We start from the raw sequence: 17,330 nt of genomic DNA, 5'->3' as shown, positions 1-17,330 counted from the left end.
GCTATTTTATCTTTGAAAATGCCCCCGTTACCGACGATGAGATGAGCGAAGCGGGGCTTAGGCAGGCGATAGAGAGCGGCGAGTTTTTCGTGCTCTATCAACCGATAATCAGCGGAGCTCAAATTTACGGCTACGAGCTGCTTTTGCGCTGGAAGCGCGGCAGCTTGGGCGTTTTACTGCCGCAGGATTTCTTTCCTATCATCGGCGAGCCGCAGCTTGAGCTTCTGATATCAAAATTTGCCTTTTCCAAGATGTTGGAATTTAACGAGCAGACTGGCGCAAACTGCTCCATAAACGTGAGTCTTACGGTGCTTGCAAGCGACGAATTTTACGGTCTGGTAGCGCGCAGATTGCGAAGCGCGGGCGAGCGGCGCGGGGAGCTGATGTTTGAGATTACCGATTTTAGCGAAGAAAGCTATCAAAGTTTTATCCCCGTGCGCAAGCGCTACGCGGATCTTGGAATTAAATTTGCGCTTAATAACGCAAACGCGCAAAACGTGCAGTTTTTGGCAAATCAGCCCTTCGATCTTATCAAGATCGATCGCGCCCTTTGCCTTAATATCGGCAAGAAAAAGGACGGCATCCGCGCGATGGTGGAGATCACGGGCAAGCTAAAGCGGGAGTTTGGATTCGCAGTAGGTGCTCAAGGCGTCGAAAATGCGCTATCGCTGCGGCTTTTAAATAATTTGAAATTTAACTATCTGCAGGGAAATTTTATCGCCAAGGCTCTGGATCGCAAAGAGATAGACGCTTTCATCGCGCGTTTTAAAGATACGCCCAAGCTCGCAGCTATCGACAAAGATGAGTTTATTAGCTTTTTAAATGCGCTTGATTACAAAGAGCTTGCTTTAAGCTTCGTTTCGCGCGCCGATGCAGGCGATTTGAGCCCAGGAGAGTTTGAAGGCTTTAGGGCAAAATTCGGCGAAATTTTAAACAAAACTCAAAGCGCGGGCAGTGAAAAATTTGCGCTAAATACAGAAATACGTAAGCAAATTTTAGATATTCTTTCGCTTGATTACTGCGTTTTGGCAAGCTTCATTCAGAGCTTTAAAACGCGGCTGAATCAGTTCATAAGCGATTTGGAGGCAGCATGATAGATAGCGTTAGCGCCGATTTCGATCACGAGATACCAAACGGCTCGAGGCTGTATTTCGGAAAGAGCGCGCAGCTCAAGCGCGAGCTGGAAAATAAAGCGAGCGAAATCCTCGTTAAAAACGGCTTTAGCGAAATTTTAACGCCATATTTTTCATATCATCAGCACCTAAGCGTCGCGCCGCAGAAGCTTCTAAAGCTCTCTGATCCCACGAACCACGAGCTTGCGCTTCGCGCAGACAGCACCGTGGACGTCGTACGTATCGTGCGCAAGCGGCTGAAAGACGATAAGCTAAGGCGGCTATTTTACGTTCAGCCGACCTTCAAATACCCAAGCGACGAGTTTTATCAGATCGGCGCGGAGCTGATCGGAGAGAAAAATTTGCCCCTTGCGATTAAAATCGCGCAGGAATTTTTTAAAGAATTTGATCTTATGCCCGCGCTTCAACTAAGCAATATCGAAATTCCTAAAAAAATTTGCGAAATTTTAAACCTGCCGCTTGAAATTTTTGAAAAGGGCAAGATTGAGACGCTGCTTGAGCAAAATTTGCCTTGGCTGGACGCTACGGCTCGCGCCACGTCGTTAAAGGACGTGCAGGCTCTGCGTGCGCAGGTGCCTGAAGAGCTAAAGCCCTGCTTAGATGAAATTTTAAACCTAGGCGTGGATTATGAGCATATCCGCGTTTCGCTGCTGTATTACTCTAAAATGCGCTATTACGACGCGCTATTTTTTAGATTTTTAGACGCGGGCGCGGTGTATTGCAACGGCGGAAATTACGAAATAGACGGGCTAAAATCCAGCGGCTTTGCGCTGCTAGTGGATGCTTTGATAGAAAAAATTATGCAAAAGGATGAGAAATGAGCAAAGTTGACGTAGTCATCGGCGCCCAGTGGGGCGATGAGGGCAAGGGCAAGATCGTAGATATGATAAGCGCGAATTACGATTTCGTATGCCGCAGCAGCGGCGGGCACAACGCAGGTCACACCATCGTCATAAACGGCGAGAAATTTGCGCTGCATCTGGTGCCTAGCGGCGTGCTTCATAAAAATATCATCAACATCATCGGAAACGGCGTCGTGATCAACCCCGACGTGCTGATTACCGAGATGGCGCAGTTTGAAAATTTAAAAGGCAGATTTTTCATAAGCGAGAAGGCGTTTTTAAATTTACAGTACCACTCGCTGATCGATCAGGCGCGTGAAAAGAGCAAGGGCGAGCTTGCGATCGGCACCACCGGCAAGGGCATAGGACCTGCGTATGCCGATAAGATTGCACGCACGGGACACCGCGTAGCGGAGCTTTTGGAGCCTGAAAGGCTCGCCGAGGCGCTATCGCGGGATTTTGCTTCGCATGAGAGCGTTTTTGAAAAAGCGGGGGTTAAAATTCCTAGCAAGATTGAAATTTACGAGGAGCTAAAGCGCTATAAAAGCGCGCTCGAGCCATACATCGCCGATACCACGCACATGCTGTGGAAGGCGCTTGATTACGACAAGCGCGTGCTCGTAGAGGGTGCGCAAGGAAGCCTGCTTGATATCGATCACGGCACCTATCCTTACGTCACGAGCTCGACTACTATCGCGGGCGGGGCTTGCAGCGGGCTCGGGCTCGCGCCGAAAGATATCGGCACGGTGATGGGAATTTTAAAAGCCTACACCACCCGCGTGGGCAACGGCGCGTTTCCTACCGAGGATAAGGGCCCGCAAGGCGAGGCGATGCGCGAGATCGGCAAGGAGTACGGCACCACGACGGGCAGGGCGCGCCGCTGCGGTTGGTTCGACGGAGTGGCTACGAAATACGCCGTGCGCCTTAGCGGCATCGACAAGCTCGCGCTTATGAAGCTTGACGTCTTAGACGGCTTTGAGAGCATTAAAATTTGCCGCGCGTATCGCTACAAGGGTGAGGAGATCGATTATTTCCCGATCGATTTGGAAGTTGCCGAGCCGGTTTATGAGCAGATGCCGGGTTGGGACAGCGTCAAGGGAATTTCAAAATTTGAGGATCTGCCGCAAAACGCGCAAAATTATATCCGCAAAATAGAGGAGCTAAGCGGCGCGAGGGTGGGCTTCATCTCCACAAGCCCGGAAAGAAGCGACACGATAATTTTATAAACCCGGTGAAATTTTAAAATTTCACCCGTTGCGGGCGGCGCGACCGCTCATAGAACTGAATTTAAAGGAACGATCATGCGAATACGACTACCACACGTGCCATATATCGCGCATAAAATAGCGCTGGATCTGCTAAACTCCGGCTGCGTTACGCTCGGTGCGGGCATAGAGCCCGTCGCCAAGGAAGCGGACGAGATCATAAGGGCCGATCTACAAAAAGAAAGAGCGATAGACGAGCGCGCAAACGAGCTGATAGATGAGCGCATAAGCGAGCTAGATGAGATGAGCGTGAATAAAAAAGATATGTTTTGGCTCATCAAACGCCACATCGCAAACGACGAGAATTTTGAGCTAAATTTCGAGGATCGCTACGGCACCATATCGCATAAAATTTTAGAAACCGTTTGGAAGAAAAATTTGATCGATTACAAAGTCTCCGAAAACAGGTTAAAGACGATAATTTATAACGCGATCGAGGAGTATTTGAAAAGCTACCAAAAGATCGAGGACGAGGTCTATGAAAAGATCGAGGGCTATAAGCAAAAATTGATCCCAGGCACCGAAGAATACGAGCTTGTGTTTGAAAAGCTCTACGAAGAGGAGCTAAGAAAACGGGGCATGCTGTAATGAATGCGTATATCTACATAGAAAACGGCATCTATCTGCAAGCCAAGGCGTTCGGCAAGGGCGGCAGCGCATTCGGCGAGCTCGTGTTTAACACCTCCGCCACGGGCTACGAGGAGATCATCTCAGATCCGAGCTACGCGGGACAGTTCATCATCTTTACGATGCCCGAAATCGGCATCGTAGGCATCAACGAAAACGACAAGGAAAGCTCCAAAATCCACGCCAGCGGAATTTTCGTAAGAAATTTTAACAACGAGCCTTCAAATTTCCGCTCGCAGATGAGCCTAGAAGATTATTTTCTGCAAAACGGAAAATTCGGCGTTTACGACATCGACACCAGATTTTTAACCAAGATGCTGCGCGATCAGGGCAGTTTGCGCGCCTTCGTCTCTACCGAGATCAGCGATAAGGCGGCTCTTAAAAAGGCGCTTAGCGAGTCTGCGCGCATAGAGGAGATCAACTACGTAAGCATCGTAAGCACGAAGGCGCCGTATAAGCACACATCTGGTCGCTGGGACGCCACGCGCGGAAGCTACGCTCAGCCCGCAAGCTGCGGCAAAAAGATAGCCGTGATCGATTACGGCGTAAAGCGAAACATCCTAAACGAGCTTTGCGATCTGGGGCTCAGCGTCGAGGTTTTTCCGCATGACGTTACGGCAGAGAGCCTGATTGCTAAGCTTAAAGATGGGCAGATCGACGGCGTGTTTTTATCAAACGGCCCGGGCGAGCCGCGCATGCTCAAAGAGGAGATCGCGCAGATCAAAAAGATGGTCGAAGCGCGCGTGCCGATTTTTGGAATTTGCCTGGGTCATCAGCTGCTAAGCAACGCGATGGGATATGAGACTTACAAGCTGAAATTCGGCCAGCACGGCGCAAACCACCCCGTGCAAAACCTGCGCACCAAATCGATCGAGATCACCGCGCAAAACCACAACTACAACGTCCCCGAAACCATCGCGCAGATCTGCGAGATCACGCACCGCAATCTTTTCGACGGCACGATTGAGGGCGTGCGCTACAAAGACTATCCCGTATTTTCGGTGCAGCACCACCCCGAAGCCAGCGCAGGGCCTACCGAGAGCAAATATATCTTTAAAGAATTTCTTGAAATTTTATGATTTTTGAAATTTTGCCTGCACTAAATTTTATCGCAGTCGCGCGGTAAAATTTTAAATTTACGGCAAGCTTTAAATTTTTAACGCGGTCTTTGCATTGTAAATTTAAAGCTCGTCGCAGCCTGGATAATCGCAAGTCGGAGTAGTGAGTAAAGCACGCTTTTGCGAACTAAGGATTGTCGCGGTGATTTTGGATTAAGCAGCTTTTTGGATGAAACAGATCTGCGCTAGTCGCGATTTTAAATTTAAACTGGCTGCGCGCCGCATGCTTTTCATTCGTGTGATTTTTGCATCCGCTTAGCTTTTAAGCGCACGCGCGGCTAAATTTCATGCGTTTTAAATTTAAAAATTGGGCTTGGTGCGCTTAGCTCTTTCAAAATAGATCCTGCGGTACATTTAGCATGGCTTCAAGCTCTTTAAATTTGACGAACCATTTTGTTGCCGTTAAAAGTTTCGCTAGCAAGCTGCCCTGTCGCTCGTAAAATTTTTTCTAGCGCCGTTCGCTCACTAAAATCTTATTGACGCAGTTTTGCCAGTTATGCCTAGTTTTTTGGTAAACTATACCTGCCCTTAAAATCTTATCAGCGCTGTTTTTATTTCTCTCTAAAAGCCATTTGCCTAAAATAAAATTCCACTCCGCCGCGTAGTGAAATTTTACCTGCGTTTGCTTTGAAATTTTACTTTCAGCCGCTCTTAAATCTCTTTCGCACCGATAAGATTTAGCCCGCATCACTTTAAATTTTTGCTCTATCCCTAGGCTGCGGTTTTTATCCACGCTTCTTTTTTAATCCCGCCCATATTTGCACCTAAAATAAGAGTTGTGTTACTTTATGAAATTAAATTTTTAACTTAACATTGTTTTAAGCTCAATAAAAGAGAAAATTTGAAAGAATTTCGTTTGAAATTTCGCCTTGAGGGGTCTGCTATGAGCTGCGCTTTAAAAGAGCTGGACGTCTTGCTAGTCGAGGATGATACTAAATTGCTAGCCTCGCTGCATAAGGCGTTTGAGGGTATTTTTAATAACGTTTACAATGCCCAAAACGGGCTTGAAGGTGTAAAAAAATTCAAAAAATTTAGCCCTAATCTCGTCATTACCGACATTTTAATGCCGATCGAGGATGGGCTTGAGATGATACGTCAGATCAAGCAGATCTTCCCGCATGCCCCAATCGTGGTGCTTAGCGGCTTCAGTAGGGAGGAGCAGCTAAAAGGCGTTATGGAGATTGGCGTCGAGCGGTATTACTTTAAGCCGGTAGATGTCACCGCGTTTGTGCTAGAGATAAGTGCGCTGATGAAGTCTAAGCTGAACTCTGTACGAGTCGTAAATATGGGTGCAGGCTACGTATTTGACGGGCTTCGCCGTATTTTGCTGAAGGATGGCGAGCAGATCGTGCTTACTAAAAAGGAGCTTTCTTTTGTCTCGCTGCTAGCCAGTCGCGTGGGCGAGCTGGTACTTTACGAGGAGATCAAGCGTTATGTTTGGACTGAAGGAGCCGTAAGCGATACGGCGCTTCGTACCTTCGTCAAGCGTATCCGCGATAAAGTGGGTGGTGAAATCATAAAAAATGTCCCGAGCCTGGGATACAAGATCGAGCTTGAGCCCGCTTAAATTTGATCGCGTTTTTGCCGCTTTGTAATTTATGGAATTGCACTTGTAAAATTTTGCGTCGAAATATGTCGCGACATAATGTGTAGCGAGGCATATTTCCGCGCTCAAAGCGCCGCAGATTAAAATTTTACGCTCATCCAACTTGCTAAATTTGACTTGATAAAATTTAGCCTCTCAAGCTTTTCAAAAACTTCTTTGCTTAAAAGCCCAAACTAAAAATTTCTTGCTAAAATATCGCAAAATTCCGCGTTCTGCGAATCACTCTAAAGGATTTGTTTTGAAAAATTTGCCCTCTAAAAATCTCTTTGTCTACACTAGCTCGCGTGCGCTACGCGCGGCGCTGCAAAGCGAGGGCGGCGGCGTGCTGGCGCCCAGGATTACGTTGGCGGAATTCTACGAAAAGGCGCTTTTTGTGCCGGATCTTGTCGCTTGCGGCGAGATAGACCGCGCGCTTTTTATGAAGCAGGCGGTGAGCGAGAGCAAGCGCGCGGACGAAAGGCTTAAATTCCCTAGCGAGCTTTACGAGTTTATGCGCAACCGCGAGTATCTTTTTGGTTTTTTCAAGGAGCTTGCGGCGGAGCGCGTAAGTATCGATGCGCTCGATCTTAGCGACACCTACGCGTGGTACGCCGAGCATTTTGAAATTCTGCGAGAGCTAGCAGGGGCGTATGCAAGGATTCTGCGTGAGCATGGATTTTACGACGAGATCACGCTACCCGCGCATTATGAGCTAAATGAGTCCTATTTGCGTGGATTTGAGCGGATAGAAATCAACATCGACGGCAATCCTAGCGCATTTGAGTTCGAGGTTTTTAAGCGCGCTGCGGAGCTGAGCGAGGTCGTACTGAGCTTTAGAGCCACGACTTTAAATTCCAAGCCCGTGCGCGCGGTGGAGGAGCTTTGCGGCATAAGTCTAGAGTTAGGTTTTGCCTACCGCCTAAATCTTAGTACGGGTGAAATTCTAAGTCGAGAGCTGCTAAGCGTGGGCGGAGCGGTTGTGTGTAGAGGCTTTGAGTTGCGAAGCTTGCAGGCTAGCTACGTTTTTGAAAAAATTTCATCCTTTGTGCGCGCGGGCATCGCGCCGGAGAGCATCGCGGTGATTTTGCCCGACGAGAGCTTTGCCGGCACACTGCGGCTTTACGACGAGCGCATCGCAAGGGCTCGCGGTTCGCACAGGCTGCTAAATTTTGCGATGGGAGAGAAGCTTAAAGATAGCCTATTTTACGTAACGCTAGAGAAAATTTCGCAGTGCCTAAAAGAAGCGCGCACGCCGAAATTTGGCGTAGATTACCGCGCATTCAAAAGTCCGGATGGAGGATCTTTAGATACGGAGGATTCCGCGGTACAGCAAAATTTAGCGCTAGGTAATTTCGCTTCCGAGAATTCTATTTCACAAAATTTTGCACAGCAAAATTCCGCGTTTGATTGCGAAATTTTTTCAAATTCTAAAGCGGATTTAAATTTTATATCTGCGGGGGCGTTTGAAAATACGGAAAATTTTGAAATTCTGCGTGAAATTTCGGCAGAACGCACGAATAGCGCGGAAGAGCAAAGCTTTTCGGTAGAGTTTGCAGAGTTTCAAGAGTCCTTGGAGTGTGCGCAGCAGCGCGATTATTTGGCTCGTGCAAAACGGCAGGAGCTTTTAAAGAAGCAGCAAGAGAGCCTACGATACTCTATGCAACTGGAGCATATAGAGCTTGAGGAAGAAGATGGATATTCAAAAAGCCCTAAACAGCGCGATCGCTTTAGGCGCTCTAAAATACGCGAGGGCGCAGATGAGTATCCGCAGCGCCCAAACCCGCAGGAGCTTGATCTGTTTTTTGCGAGTGTGGGCGTGGATGAGGCACTTTTTGGCGAGTTTGCGCGCGATTTTACAAAGCAAGTAAGCTTTGAGCATTTTGCGGCACTAATTGTAAAGCTTGCTTGTTTACCTAAAATTAGCGACGCGCTGCTGCAAGAAAAGCTAAAAGAGCCGCTATATCTAATTAAAATTTTGCTTCGAAAATTTAAAGACGAAAACCTAAGCTTGGGCAATCTAATCGATCTTTTTTTGTTAGAAATTTCGCGCATTAAGCTTGATGATGTTCGTGGCGGAAAGGTCACGGTAATGGGGCTTTTAGAGAGCCGCGGACTGCAATTTGACGGCGTGATAATCCCCGATTTTAACGATGATCTAGTGCCAAAGCGCAGTAGCGGAGAGATGTTTTTAAACTCTGCTTTGCGCGCTAGAGCAGGGCTCATCAGCCATGCAGACCGCGAAAATTTACAAAGATTTTACTACGACGGCTTGCTAAGAGGCGCTAAAAAAAGCGCGATTTGCTATCTGCAAAGCGTCGAGAAGTTGCCTTCGCGGTTTTTGAAAAGCTTTGAAGTGCGACAAGACGCGGAATTTTCGCAGGAGGATTATTTGCGGCTTTTTGGGAGAGAGGAATTTAAGCCCGCCTTATGCGGACAAGAAGATCCCGTGGCTCGCCATGATTTTTTTGCCGAGGAGCTATCGTTTTCGCGGCTGGATACGTTTTTAGAATGCAAGAGGAAGTATTATTACCGCTACGTTTTCGGGCTGAGGGAGGGGCTAAAATTTGGCGAAGACAATGCGCTTTTAGGCAAAATTTTACATACGAGTTTTCAGTGTTTATATGAGCGAGCGGGGATGAAATTTAGCATGGAAAAATTTCGCTCTATTTATTCGCAGCTTGCGCGAGAAGCGGGCATCGCGCGCTTTGATGCAGAGCTTGAGCTAAAAGCTGTAGAAAAGCTAGCTAGGCTTTTGGAAGGGCATGAGCAAATTTGGAGCTTTAGCGGTAGTGAAGTATCGCTAAAAGGCGAGCTTGACGGAGTGCGGCTGAGCGGGCGGATCGACCGCATCGACGAAGATAAGGCAGGGCGGAAGTTTATCATCGATTACAAACGCGGGTCAGCTAAAAAGCATATGGAAAAATTCCAGCTTACATTTTACCGCGCGCTTTTAGCCCAGGAATGCGAATGCGCCTATCTGTCGCTAAAAGATTGCGCGTTTGCGGCTCCTGGCGACAAAACGCCTAGCTTAGAAAACCTGCGCGAGACGCTAAACTCTATCGGCAAGGAATTTGCAAGCGAGGTCGCTTTTACGCGCACGGAAGCGGTGCAAAGCTGCGAATACTGCGATTATAAAATCATTTGCAAGGGGCAGATTGATGGCAAAATTTGAAAATTATCTGGCGCTTGAAGCGAGCGCAGGCAGCGGCAAGACCTTCAATCTCGCAGTAAGGTTCATCGAGCTGGTGCTAAAAGGCGAGCCGATCAATGAAATTTTAGCTCTTACCTTTACCAAAAAAGCTGCTGCTGAGATGAAAACGCGCATCGTGGAGAAATTTCAAAATTTGTTGATTTTGCAGGATAGCTCGCTAAAGCCTAGCGCCGAGCTGGCGCAAATTTGCGAGGATCTAAATATGAGCGCGGATGAGGTTTTGGCGGCTCAAGAGCGGCTGAGCCCAAAATTTTTAAGCGAAAGCTTAAATATTTTTACCTTTGATGCGTTTTTTGCAAAGGCTCTGCGCTCCTTTGCGCTAAACAGCGGCATCGATCCCGATTTTGAAAACGATGAAGGGATTTTGAGTGTGCAGCAGGCGGCGTTTTTAGGCGCGATTTGTAAAAACGAAGCGCTATTAAGAGAGGTCGTGGATTATGTAAGCGACTCAGGAATGACAAAGAGCGAGTTTTTAAATAGCTTGCAAAGCATTTGGAGAGGCGATATAAGCATAAATCCGCCCACGCTTCCCGCAAACTCCGCACTGGCAGAGATAAATGAAATTTTATCTCGCTTGCAAAAAGCGGCGAGAGATGCGGGCGTAAGTGCTGGAGCCATAAATGGGCTAAGCCCTGTTAGTGATCTGTCAAAATTATCCTCTGGTTTCATTCTTTCGGCTCTTGCCAACGGCAGTTTCGATTATCCGCGCTCACAGCTTAAAAAAATTTCGCATCTTGACGGCGAGTTAGCAAGGCTAAAAGACGCCATAGCTCGCGAAATAGCGTGGATGGATGCGACATATGCGGCTAAGCTGGCAGGACTAATTAAAATTTATGCCGAAGCGCTTAAATCGGTGCAGCGCAAAAGCGGCAAGCTCACGTTCGGCGATGTCACCGCAGCTGTGCACTCGCTGCTAAATCCAAACGCAGAGGCGTTACAGGGCAACCGCGAGCTTTTGTATTTCAGGCTCGATTCTAAAATCACGCATATTTTAATTGACGAATTCCAAGATACCGACATTTGCCAGTATGAAATCATGCTGCCGCTAATCTCTGAGGCGCTTGCTGGCAAAGGGGCGGAAGAGCGCTGTGGCAGCTTTTTTTACGTAGGCGATAAAAAACAGAGCATCTATAAATTTCGCGGCGCGGAGAGAAAAATTTTTGATATATTGCGCGAGCAGTTTAGTCAAATCAAAACGCAGAGCCTGCCGCGCAATTATCGCAGTTTAAAACTTATCGTAAAATTTGTAAATGAGATCTTGCGCGATAAATTTGCGTCTTATGAAGATCAAATCGCAGCAAATAAGCTAGATAGCGATCTGCCCGCTTCGGTGCTGCAAAAAATCAAGGACTATCCGCTTTCTCATCCGCGAATGCCGCTATTTGAGGTGCAAAGCGACGATTACGGCTACGTAGCGGCATTTTCATACGACGACGTGCTAAAGGGGGCTGCGGAGCAAGCGCGCAGGCTTGTTGAGGAGTGTGGCGTGAGAGCTGATGATATCGCGATTTTATGCTGGAAAAACGAGCATGTAAGCGCGCTAAAAGAGATGCTATCGGAATTTTGCGAGGTTTGCAGCGGCTCAAATAAGGCTCTGCGTTGCAGCGAGCAGGTAAATGCCGTAATTCAGTACGCGAAATTTTGCGTAGGTGGCGATGAAATTTATCTGCGAAACGCCGAAGCGATTTTGGGTAGGCGGCTTAAAAAGATAGTGGTCGATCTGCATAAAAATGCGCAAAAAACGGCAGAATTTATAGCTAGCGCGCTGAAATTAAATTTTGTCGATCCGGATCTGCTGCTTTTTTTTGAGACGCTGGCAAAATTTAATAGTTTTAGCGAGTATCTGTTTGCAAACGACGAAACGGAGGTATTTGCCAAGGAACAAAGCGGCATTAAAATTATGACCGTGCATAAGTCCAAGGGGCTTCAGTTCCCGCACGTAATCGTCTGCGACCGCATCGGAGGAAAAGACCGAGGCGAGAGCTCAAAGCTCGCGACGGACTATGATTTCGCCACGCATAAGTGGAGAATTTTTTATAAATTTGCGAGCAGAAAGAGCCTGGATACGGAATTTGCGGCATTAATGGATGAAAACGATCGCTCTGCGCATGAAGAGGATATAAATAAGCTCTATGTGGCATTTACCCGCGCCGAACGCTCGCTCATCATCGTAAAACGCTCCGAGGCAAAAATAGATCAATACAATTATAGCTTTTTTTCGCCTTACGCTAAAAAGACCAAGGGTGCGGGCATCGTGAAGTGGCTGGATATCCCGGATTTTCAATACGGCTACTTAATCCCAAGCTTCGTAAAATCAGAAGAGCAGTCGCCGCAAAAAAAGATCGCGCTCGTAGCGGGCGAGCCTCAAGGCGCGCAAGAAAAGGCTAGCGGGGGCGAAGCGGAGGCGCTAAGCGCGATATATTTCGGCGAGGCGCTGCACTATGCTCTGGAGATGAGCGAAGGATTTGCGGCGGATGAAATTTTACGCGGAGTAAGCCTGGCAAGAGGACGCTACGCTAAATTTTTAAATGACGCGGATTTTGAAAATATCGCGGCACGGGCTCTTAGCCTAAGCAAAAACGAGGAATTTTTAGCTCTGATAAGAGGCGCTCAAGCTTATAAAGAGATGCCGATCAAAAGCGCGGAGGGTGAACTTTTGCGCGTGGATCTGGCGTGCTTTGGGCAGGATGAAATTTTGCTTTTTGATTACAAAAGCTCCGAAAAATACCTCGCGCAAAACAAAGCTCAAGTGGCGCGGTATAAAAGCGTAATCCGCGAGTTTTATCCGCATGCGCGGGTGCACGCCTTCGTGCTGGTTCTCGAAGCTGCGGGCGCTAAGCTGATCGAAGTAAATGAGGAGGGATAAAATTTTAAAGCTTAGATGAAATTTGAGCGCAGATATATTAAAGATAGCTTAAATTAAGCTATACGTAAGGATATTTCTATATAATCACAGCTCAAATTTTAATAAGGCGGAAACCATGACAGAAATTACAAAGCCTAGCGAAGTTAAGCGCGACTGGGTCGTTATCGACGCGACCGACAAAAGATTCGGTAGGATGCTTACCGAAGTTGCGGTATTGCTACGCGGCAAACACAAACCAAGCTACACTCCAAACGTGGATTGCGGAGACTACGTCGTTATCATCAACGCTTCAAAAGCCGTATTTACCGGCAATAACAAAGGCGACGACAAGCTTTATCACAGCTACTCGGGCTATTTCGGAAGCGTAAAGAGCGTGAAATTTCAAGACCTGCTTAAAAACAATCCCGCAAAGCTCTATAGACTTGCGGTTCGCGGCATGCTTCCTAAGACGAAGCTCGGCAAGGCGATGATCAAAAAGCTATTCGTATATGAAGGCGGCGAGCACCCTCATACTGCGCAAACAACTAAAAAAGGAAAATAATCATGGCGACAATTTATGCAACCGGAAAGAGAAAAACTGCCGTAGCTAAGGTTTGGGTAAAACCGGGAAGTGGCAAGATCGTAGTAAACGGTATGGATCTAAACACCTGGCTAGGCGGTCACGAAGCGATCAAACTAAGGGTCGTTCAGCCGCTTTTAGCGACTAAACAAGAGACCTCGATGGATATCACCGCGCAGACTTTGGGCGGCGGATATTCGGCTCAAGCGGATGCGCTAAAGCACGGAATTTCAAAAGCACTTGCGGCTATGGATAAAGATTTTAGAGCGGCTCTTAAGCCAAAAGGTCTGTTAACTCGCGATAGCCGCGTGGTCGAGCGAAAGAAATTCGGTCGCCGCAAAGCGCGAAGAAGCCCGCAATTCTCCAAGAGATAATGGTTTTTTTACAAAATTTGCGGCAAAATTATCGCATATTTGTAAATTCTTTAAAAATTTTATGGTAATATCAAACCAACTTTATTTGAAAGGATGTTTAATGAAAAAAGTTTTACTTGCATTAAGCTTGTGTGCATCTAGCGCGTTGCTCGCTACAGATGCTGATTATCACTGGGAGATTACCCCTACTGTCGGTGGAGTGACTCATGAGGGAAATATGGATTTGGATTCGAATTTTATGTTCGGTCTACGTCTTGCCAAAAATCTACAAGATTCGTTTATCGATCAAGTAGAGGTTGGTTTTGATTACTCTCGCAATATTGGCGTAGAGGATTTAGCTCACAGAGTAGGCAACGATAAGCCTGACGCTAAATATTATCACATCAATACTGTAAAAGACTTGGTAAATTTTACCGATAATTTCAAATTATACGGCTTGCTAGGTCTTGGATATATGGATTACACTAAAGACGTTTACAACGATGGCGACCAAGATAGCGGCTTCGGTCAATACGGCTTGGGTCTAAAATACTACATTACCGACAACTTCGCTACAAAACTTGAAGCACGCGATGCTATCAGATTTGACGACGGCAACCACGTATTATTCTATACTCTAGGCTTTGCAGTTGATTTTGGCAAGAGATATGCTGACGCAGCCCCAGCTGCCGCTCCGGCTCCTACAGGCTGCAAAGACGCAGATAACGACGGCGTATGCGATAATGTCGATAGATGCCCAGGCACACCTGCTGGCGTAGTTGTTGATGAATACGGCTGCGAGAAGGTTATTAGATTAAATTTGGGCGTAAATTTCGCTACAGATAGCTCAAAAATTTCCCCTGAGTTTATGAACCAGATCAAAAACGTAAGCGACGTGCTAGTAGCTCACCCTGATTACAAAGTAATCTTAGAGGGTCACACCGATAGCACCGGTTCGAATGCATATAATCAAAAGCTTTCCGAGCGCAGAGCTGCTGCAGTTGGAGGTGCGCTTAAGAGCTTCGGCGTAGATGCTAGCAGAATCACCACTGTAGGATACGGTGAGACTAAGCCTATCGCTACAAACGCTACTAAAGCAGGCCGCGCTCAAAATAGACGCGTCGACGCTAAATTTAGAAAATAATCTTTTCTAGATCCACATAAGCGGAGCTTCGGCTCCGCTTTTTTTATATCCAAATTAAATTTTAAAATGCCAAAATTCCAAATTACACTGCTTTTCGATCTGGACGGCACGCTCATAGACTCCACGCCCGCGATACTGGACGGCTTTCACTACGCGTTTGCGCATTTGGGCGCTGCAGAGCCTAGCGACGAAGCGATTAAAAGGCTTATCGGGCATCCGTTAGAAGTGATGTTTGAGCGTCTAGGTGTGACGCGCGATGTGCAGAATTTCGTGCTCGCCTACAAACAGCGATACGCGCAGATATTTTTGGATCAGACCGTTCTGCTAAGCGGTGCGTTCGAGGCGGTTCGTGCGGCGAGCGAGTTTGCAAATTTAGGCGTCGTGACGACCAAGACGTCGAAATTTTCTAAAATTTTATTGCAGCATCTGGGTATCGCGGAATTTTTCGGCACCATCGTCGGACGAGAGGACGTGCAAGATCCCAAACCAAGCGCCGAACCGATCTTAAAGGCGCTCGAAAATTTAGGAATTTGCGGCGCGACTGCTAGCAAAAGCCCGCATGCGGCTCGCGGTAAAACTCACGACGCGACTGCCGATGAAAATACAAGTGCTACTAACAGGAGCGCGATTTTGAGTGAAATTCCGCCATCCGATCTACCGAGTATTCTTGCGCTTGATCCTGATCCTAGCAAAGTTTACGAGCAAAATTTAAGCAGCATCGCGAGTCAAAATTCTGATAGAATTTCGTTTAAAAATTTAAGCGAAGCGATTGGTATTAAATATAAAGCTGGCGATAATAGCCAAAAGAGCGGTGTCAGCATCGAGGGCGAGAGCGATAAAGGCGGCGCGCGCGGCGGTAAAATTTATGATGCACATGAGCTAAATTCCACTCCTTGTTATGACAAAATTTGCAGTGACGAAATCCTGTCTTCTGTTAGCCAAAATATCTTTATGATCGGCGATACACTACTTGACGCCATCTCGGCAAAGTCGGCAGCGGTGCGAAGCGTGGGCGTAAGCTGCGGCTACGGCAGTACCTCGGAGCTACGGGCGCATTTCGAGTTCGTATGCTCGGACGCAAAAGAGGCGGTTGAGCTGATACGCAAAATTTCATCTAAATTTTAGGCGCGATAAAGCGAAATTTTACCTAGTTTCGATGCGCTATTTTTGCAAATACTTATAAGCGAACCCGTGCCCGAAATTTAAAATTTGAAATTTGAAATTCCAATGAATTTTGCGTTTTAAACAGCGCGTGATATGAATTTGCTCGTGCTATTTAGCTGGAAAGCAAGGCGCTTTCTAAGTGTTCAAACGATGCGCGGAGTTAAATTCGCACATTTCTGCTCTAGTCTAGCAAAATAGCCCGTGCCGTATCAACGATGTATGAGAGATTTCACTCTGTTCGTCGTGCTTGATATGATTCGTCGAATGTTTGGTATTAACACAATATATGGGAAAAATTCCGTCGCAGTCAAATTTTATGCAATTTTACAATATCTTTTGAGCCTGCGAACGGCCTTTGCAAGAAATTTTATGCAAGCTTCGCACTCAAATTATATGGCTTTGATTTTAGTTTAGACCCACTTAATCGTGATAAATTTTACACTCCGCTTGAGGCGAGCATTTGGTAGGACTTTTGTGCGATCCTATCGCAAGTCTATTTGACGCTTATTTAGGGCGCTGCATTCCGGGTTTTGTCGCAATTATGTTCGCTGCGGATTTTCGGTGCGATTTATATCATTTAAGGCCGCGCCCGCGCCCAGCGAGCACTAAACATATATGTTTTGAAGACAGGCTTATATGCTAAAAATTTCATCCCGGAATAAATAGCTCGCAAAGGCGTAAATATAGGATAAACTAGCCAAATTTTAAAATTTAGCTCCGCGGCCCCGCGACGAGCAGCCATATTCTTTTATCGGAGCCTATGAAAGCAGCGTTAGCTTTTGCGTTTTAATTTTATCGTTTAGGCGCAGCAGGGCTTTAAATTTAATCTAAAATTTTGCAAAATTTTAAAATTCCGCCCGCTCTTATGCTTTTTTAAAGCAAAATTCTATAAAATACCGCTTCCGAAATGGGCTATCGTCTAATGGCAGGACAACAAACTCTGGATTTGTGAATATAGGTTCGACCCCTATTAGCCCATCCACTTAATTTTTAATCCCCTTTATCATAGCAGTGTTTGAAATTAATTTGCGCGTCATTTTTTGCAGATCGTGGCAGCATTCGCCGGCTAAGGCAAATTGCGCCAAGCCTTAAATACGCAAAATTTTATCGAGCCAATAAGTAAGTTGCCGCTTTAAAGCGGCGGATTATTTGATTTTTTCTTTGCCTTTGTAAGTGGCGATGCTTTGATACGAGCCATCCTTTTTAAACGCCACCACGTCATAGACCTCGGGCTGAGAGCCTTGCTCCATACCTGGCGCTTCTAGTGGCATGCCAGGTACTGCTATGCCGATGACGTCTTTAGGCTTATTTTTTAGTAACGTGCGGATCTCACCTGCTGGCATATGTCCTTCGACTACATATCCGTCTATGATCGCGGTGTGGCAGCTAGCGAGCTCGAGCGGAAGTTTGAACTCATTCTTCTTCTGGATAAGCGGCTCGTCAGCCAGCGAAATAATCTCGAC

Annotated in this window: 15 protein-coding genes and 1 tRNA gene; 14 read left to right on the top strand and 2 right to left on the bottom strand. The window is 46.8% G+C overall.

The window, feature by feature from the left end:
- From Q0236_RS05670 to carA, 5 genes are all read left to right on the top strand, one after another.
- Positions 1 to 1,094, top strand: a 1,094-nt coding sequence (locus Q0236_RS05670) for an EAL domain-containing protein (protein WP_297915935.1), incomplete at its 5' end; no start/stop codon positions are given.
- Positions 1,091 to 1,954 carry an ATP phosphoribosyltransferase regulatory subunit gene (locus Q0236_RS05665; RefSeq protein ID WP_297915933.1) on the top strand — a complete coding sequence of 288 codons (864 nt, stop codon included), beginning with the start codon at positions 1,091 to 1,093 and terminating at the stop codon, positions 1,952 to 1,954. The genes Q0236_RS05670 and Q0236_RS05665, both read left to right, overlap by 4 nt.
- Positions 1,951 to 3,201 carry an adenylosuccinate synthase gene (locus tag Q0236_RS05660; RefSeq protein ID WP_297915931.1) on the top strand — a complete coding sequence of 417 codons (1,251 nt, stop codon included), beginning with the start codon at positions 1,951 to 1,953 and terminating at the stop codon, positions 3,199 to 3,201. Before Q0236_RS05665 ends, Q0236_RS05660 begins: the two co-directional genes overlap by 4 nt.
- Before the next feature lie 75 nt (positions 3,202 to 3,276).
- Positions 3,277 to 3,828, top strand: a complete 552-nt coding sequence (locus Q0236_RS05655; RefSeq protein WP_297915929.1) for a DUF507 family protein — start codon at positions 3,277 to 3,279, stop codon at positions 3,826 to 3,828.
- A complete protein-coding gene (gene carA / locus Q0236_RS05650; RefSeq protein ID WP_297915927.1) occupies positions 3,828 to 4,946 on the top strand; it encodes a glutamine-hydrolyzing carbamoyl-phosphate synthase small subunit in 1,119 nt (372 codons plus the stop codon). Before Q0236_RS05655 ends, carA begins: the two co-directional genes overlap by 1 nt.
- A 487-nt stretch (positions 4,947 to 5,433) precedes the next feature.
- Here the strand turns inward: carA and Q0236_RS05645 are convergent, their stop codons facing one another.
- Positions 5,434 to 5,718: a hypothetical protein gene (locus Q0236_RS05645; protein ID WP_297915925.1), complete on the bottom strand. Its 285-nt coding sequence runs from the start codon at positions 5,716 to 5,718 to the stop codon at positions 5,434 to 5,436.
- Between the two features lie 150 nt (positions 5,719 to 5,868).
- On the opposite strand from Q0236_RS05645, the gene Q0236_RS05640 reads away from it, so the two are divergent.
- From Q0236_RS05640 to Q0236_RS05600, 9 genes are all read left to right on the top strand, one after another.
- Complete coding sequence (locus Q0236_RS05640) at positions 5,869 to 6,552, top strand: response regulator transcription factor (RefSeq protein WP_297915923.1); 684 nt, start codon at positions 5,869 to 5,871, stop codon at positions 6,550 to 6,552.
- Between the two features lie 277 nt (positions 6,553 to 6,829).
- The gene (locus tag Q0236_RS05635) at positions 6,830 to 9,742 is read left to right on the top strand and encodes a PD-(D/E)XK nuclease family protein (protein ID WP_297915921.1); all 2,913 of its coding nucleotides are present in this window, start codon (positions 6,830 to 6,832) and stop codon (positions 9,740 to 9,742) included.
- A complete protein-coding gene (locus Q0236_RS05630) occupies positions 9,729 to 12,647 on the top strand; it encodes a RecB-like helicase (protein WP_297915919.1) in 2,919 nt (972 codons plus the stop codon). Before Q0236_RS05635 ends, Q0236_RS05630 begins: the two co-directional genes overlap by 14 nt.
- Before the next feature lie 115 nt (positions 12,648 to 12,762).
- Complete coding sequence (gene rplM, locus Q0236_RS05625; protein ID WP_005869672.1) at positions 12,763 to 13,188, top strand: 50S ribosomal protein L13; 426 nt, start codon at positions 12,763 to 12,765, stop codon at positions 13,186 to 13,188.
- A gap of 2 nt (positions 13,189 to 13,190) precedes the next feature.
- Complete coding sequence (gene rpsI, locus Q0236_RS05620; protein WP_005869670.1) at positions 13,191 to 13,580, top strand: 30S ribosomal protein S9; 390 nt, start codon at positions 13,191 to 13,193, stop codon at positions 13,578 to 13,580.
- A gap of 100 nt (positions 13,581 to 13,680) precedes the next feature.
- Positions 13,681 to 14,703 (top strand): OmpA family protein, encoded by a 1,023-nt coding sequence (locus Q0236_RS05615; RefSeq protein WP_297915917.1) that lies wholly within the window; start codon positions 13,681 to 13,683, stop codon positions 14,701 to 14,703.
- Positions 14,704 to 14,769: 66 nt separating this feature from the next.
- Positions 14,770 to 15,828 (top strand): HAD family hydrolase, encoded by a 1,059-nt coding sequence (locus Q0236_RS05610; RefSeq protein ID WP_297915915.1) that lies wholly within the window; start codon positions 14,770 to 14,772, stop codon positions 15,826 to 15,828.
- 258 nt (positions 15,829 to 16,086) lie between these two features.
- Complete coding sequence (locus Q0236_RS05605) at positions 16,087 to 16,281, top strand: hypothetical protein (protein ID WP_297915913.1); 195 nt, start codon at positions 16,087 to 16,089, stop codon at positions 16,279 to 16,281.
- A 494-nt stretch (positions 16,282 to 16,775) separates the two neighbouring features.
- Positions 16,776 to 16,849 (top strand) — tRNA-Gln (locus tag Q0236_RS05600).
- A 163-nt stretch (positions 16,850 to 17,012) separates the two neighbouring features.
- Here the strand turns inward: Q0236_RS05600 and Q0236_RS05595 are convergent.
- A partial coding sequence (locus Q0236_RS05595; RefSeq protein WP_297915911.1) for a DUF411 domain-containing protein occupies positions 17,013 to 17,330 on the bottom strand: 318 nt, incomplete at its 5' end.

The organism is uncultured Campylobacter sp. (assembly GCF_938031315.1).
GTDB lineage: Bacteria > Campylobacterota > Campylobacteria > Campylobacterales > Campylobacteraceae > Campylobacter_B.
The sequence above is the reverse complement of the archived record's forward strand: the minus strand, read 5'-3'. Positions and strand labels throughout refer to the sequence as shown.

Coding starts and splice junctions, on each gene's coding strand:
- Q0236_RS05665 (WP_297915933.1), top strand. CDS start 1,091: ATGATAGATAGCGTTAGCGCCGATTTCGATCACGAGATACCAAACGGC.
- Q0236_RS05615 (WP_297915917.1), top strand. CDS start 13,681: ATGAAAAAAGTTTTACTTGCATTAAGCTTGTGTGCATCTAGCGCGTTG.
- Q0236_RS05655 (WP_297915929.1), top strand. CDS start 3,277: ATGCGAATACGACTACCACACGTGCCATATATCGCGCATAAAATAGCG.
- Q0236_RS05660 (WP_297915931.1), top strand. CDS start 1,951: ATGAGCAAAGTTGACGTAGTCATCGGCGCCCAGTGGGGCGATGAGGGC.
- Q0236_RS05610 (WP_297915915.1), top strand. CDS start 14,770: ATGCCAAAATTCCAAATTACACTGCTTTTCGATCTGGACGGCACGCTC.
- carA (WP_297915927.1), top strand. CDS start 3,828: ATGAATGCGTATATCTACATAGAAAACGGCATCTATCTGCAAGCCAAG.
- Q0236_RS05605 (WP_297915913.1), top strand. CDS start 16,087: ATGAGAGATTTCACTCTGTTCGTCGTGCTTGATATGATTCGTCGAATG.
- rpsI (WP_005869670.1), top strand. CDS start 13,191: ATGGCGACAATTTATGCAACCGGAAAGAGAAAAACTGCCGTAGCTAAG.
- rplM (WP_005869672.1), top strand. CDS start 12,763: ATGACAGAAATTACAAAGCCTAGCGAAGTTAAGCGCGACTGGGTCGTT.
- Q0236_RS05640 (WP_297915923.1), top strand. CDS start 5,869: ATGAGCTGCGCTTTAAAAGAGCTGGACGTCTTGCTAGTCGAGGATGAT.
- Q0236_RS05630 (WP_297915919.1), top strand. CDS start 9,729: ATGGCAAAATTTGAAAATTATCTGGCGCTTGAAGCGAGCGCAGGCAGC.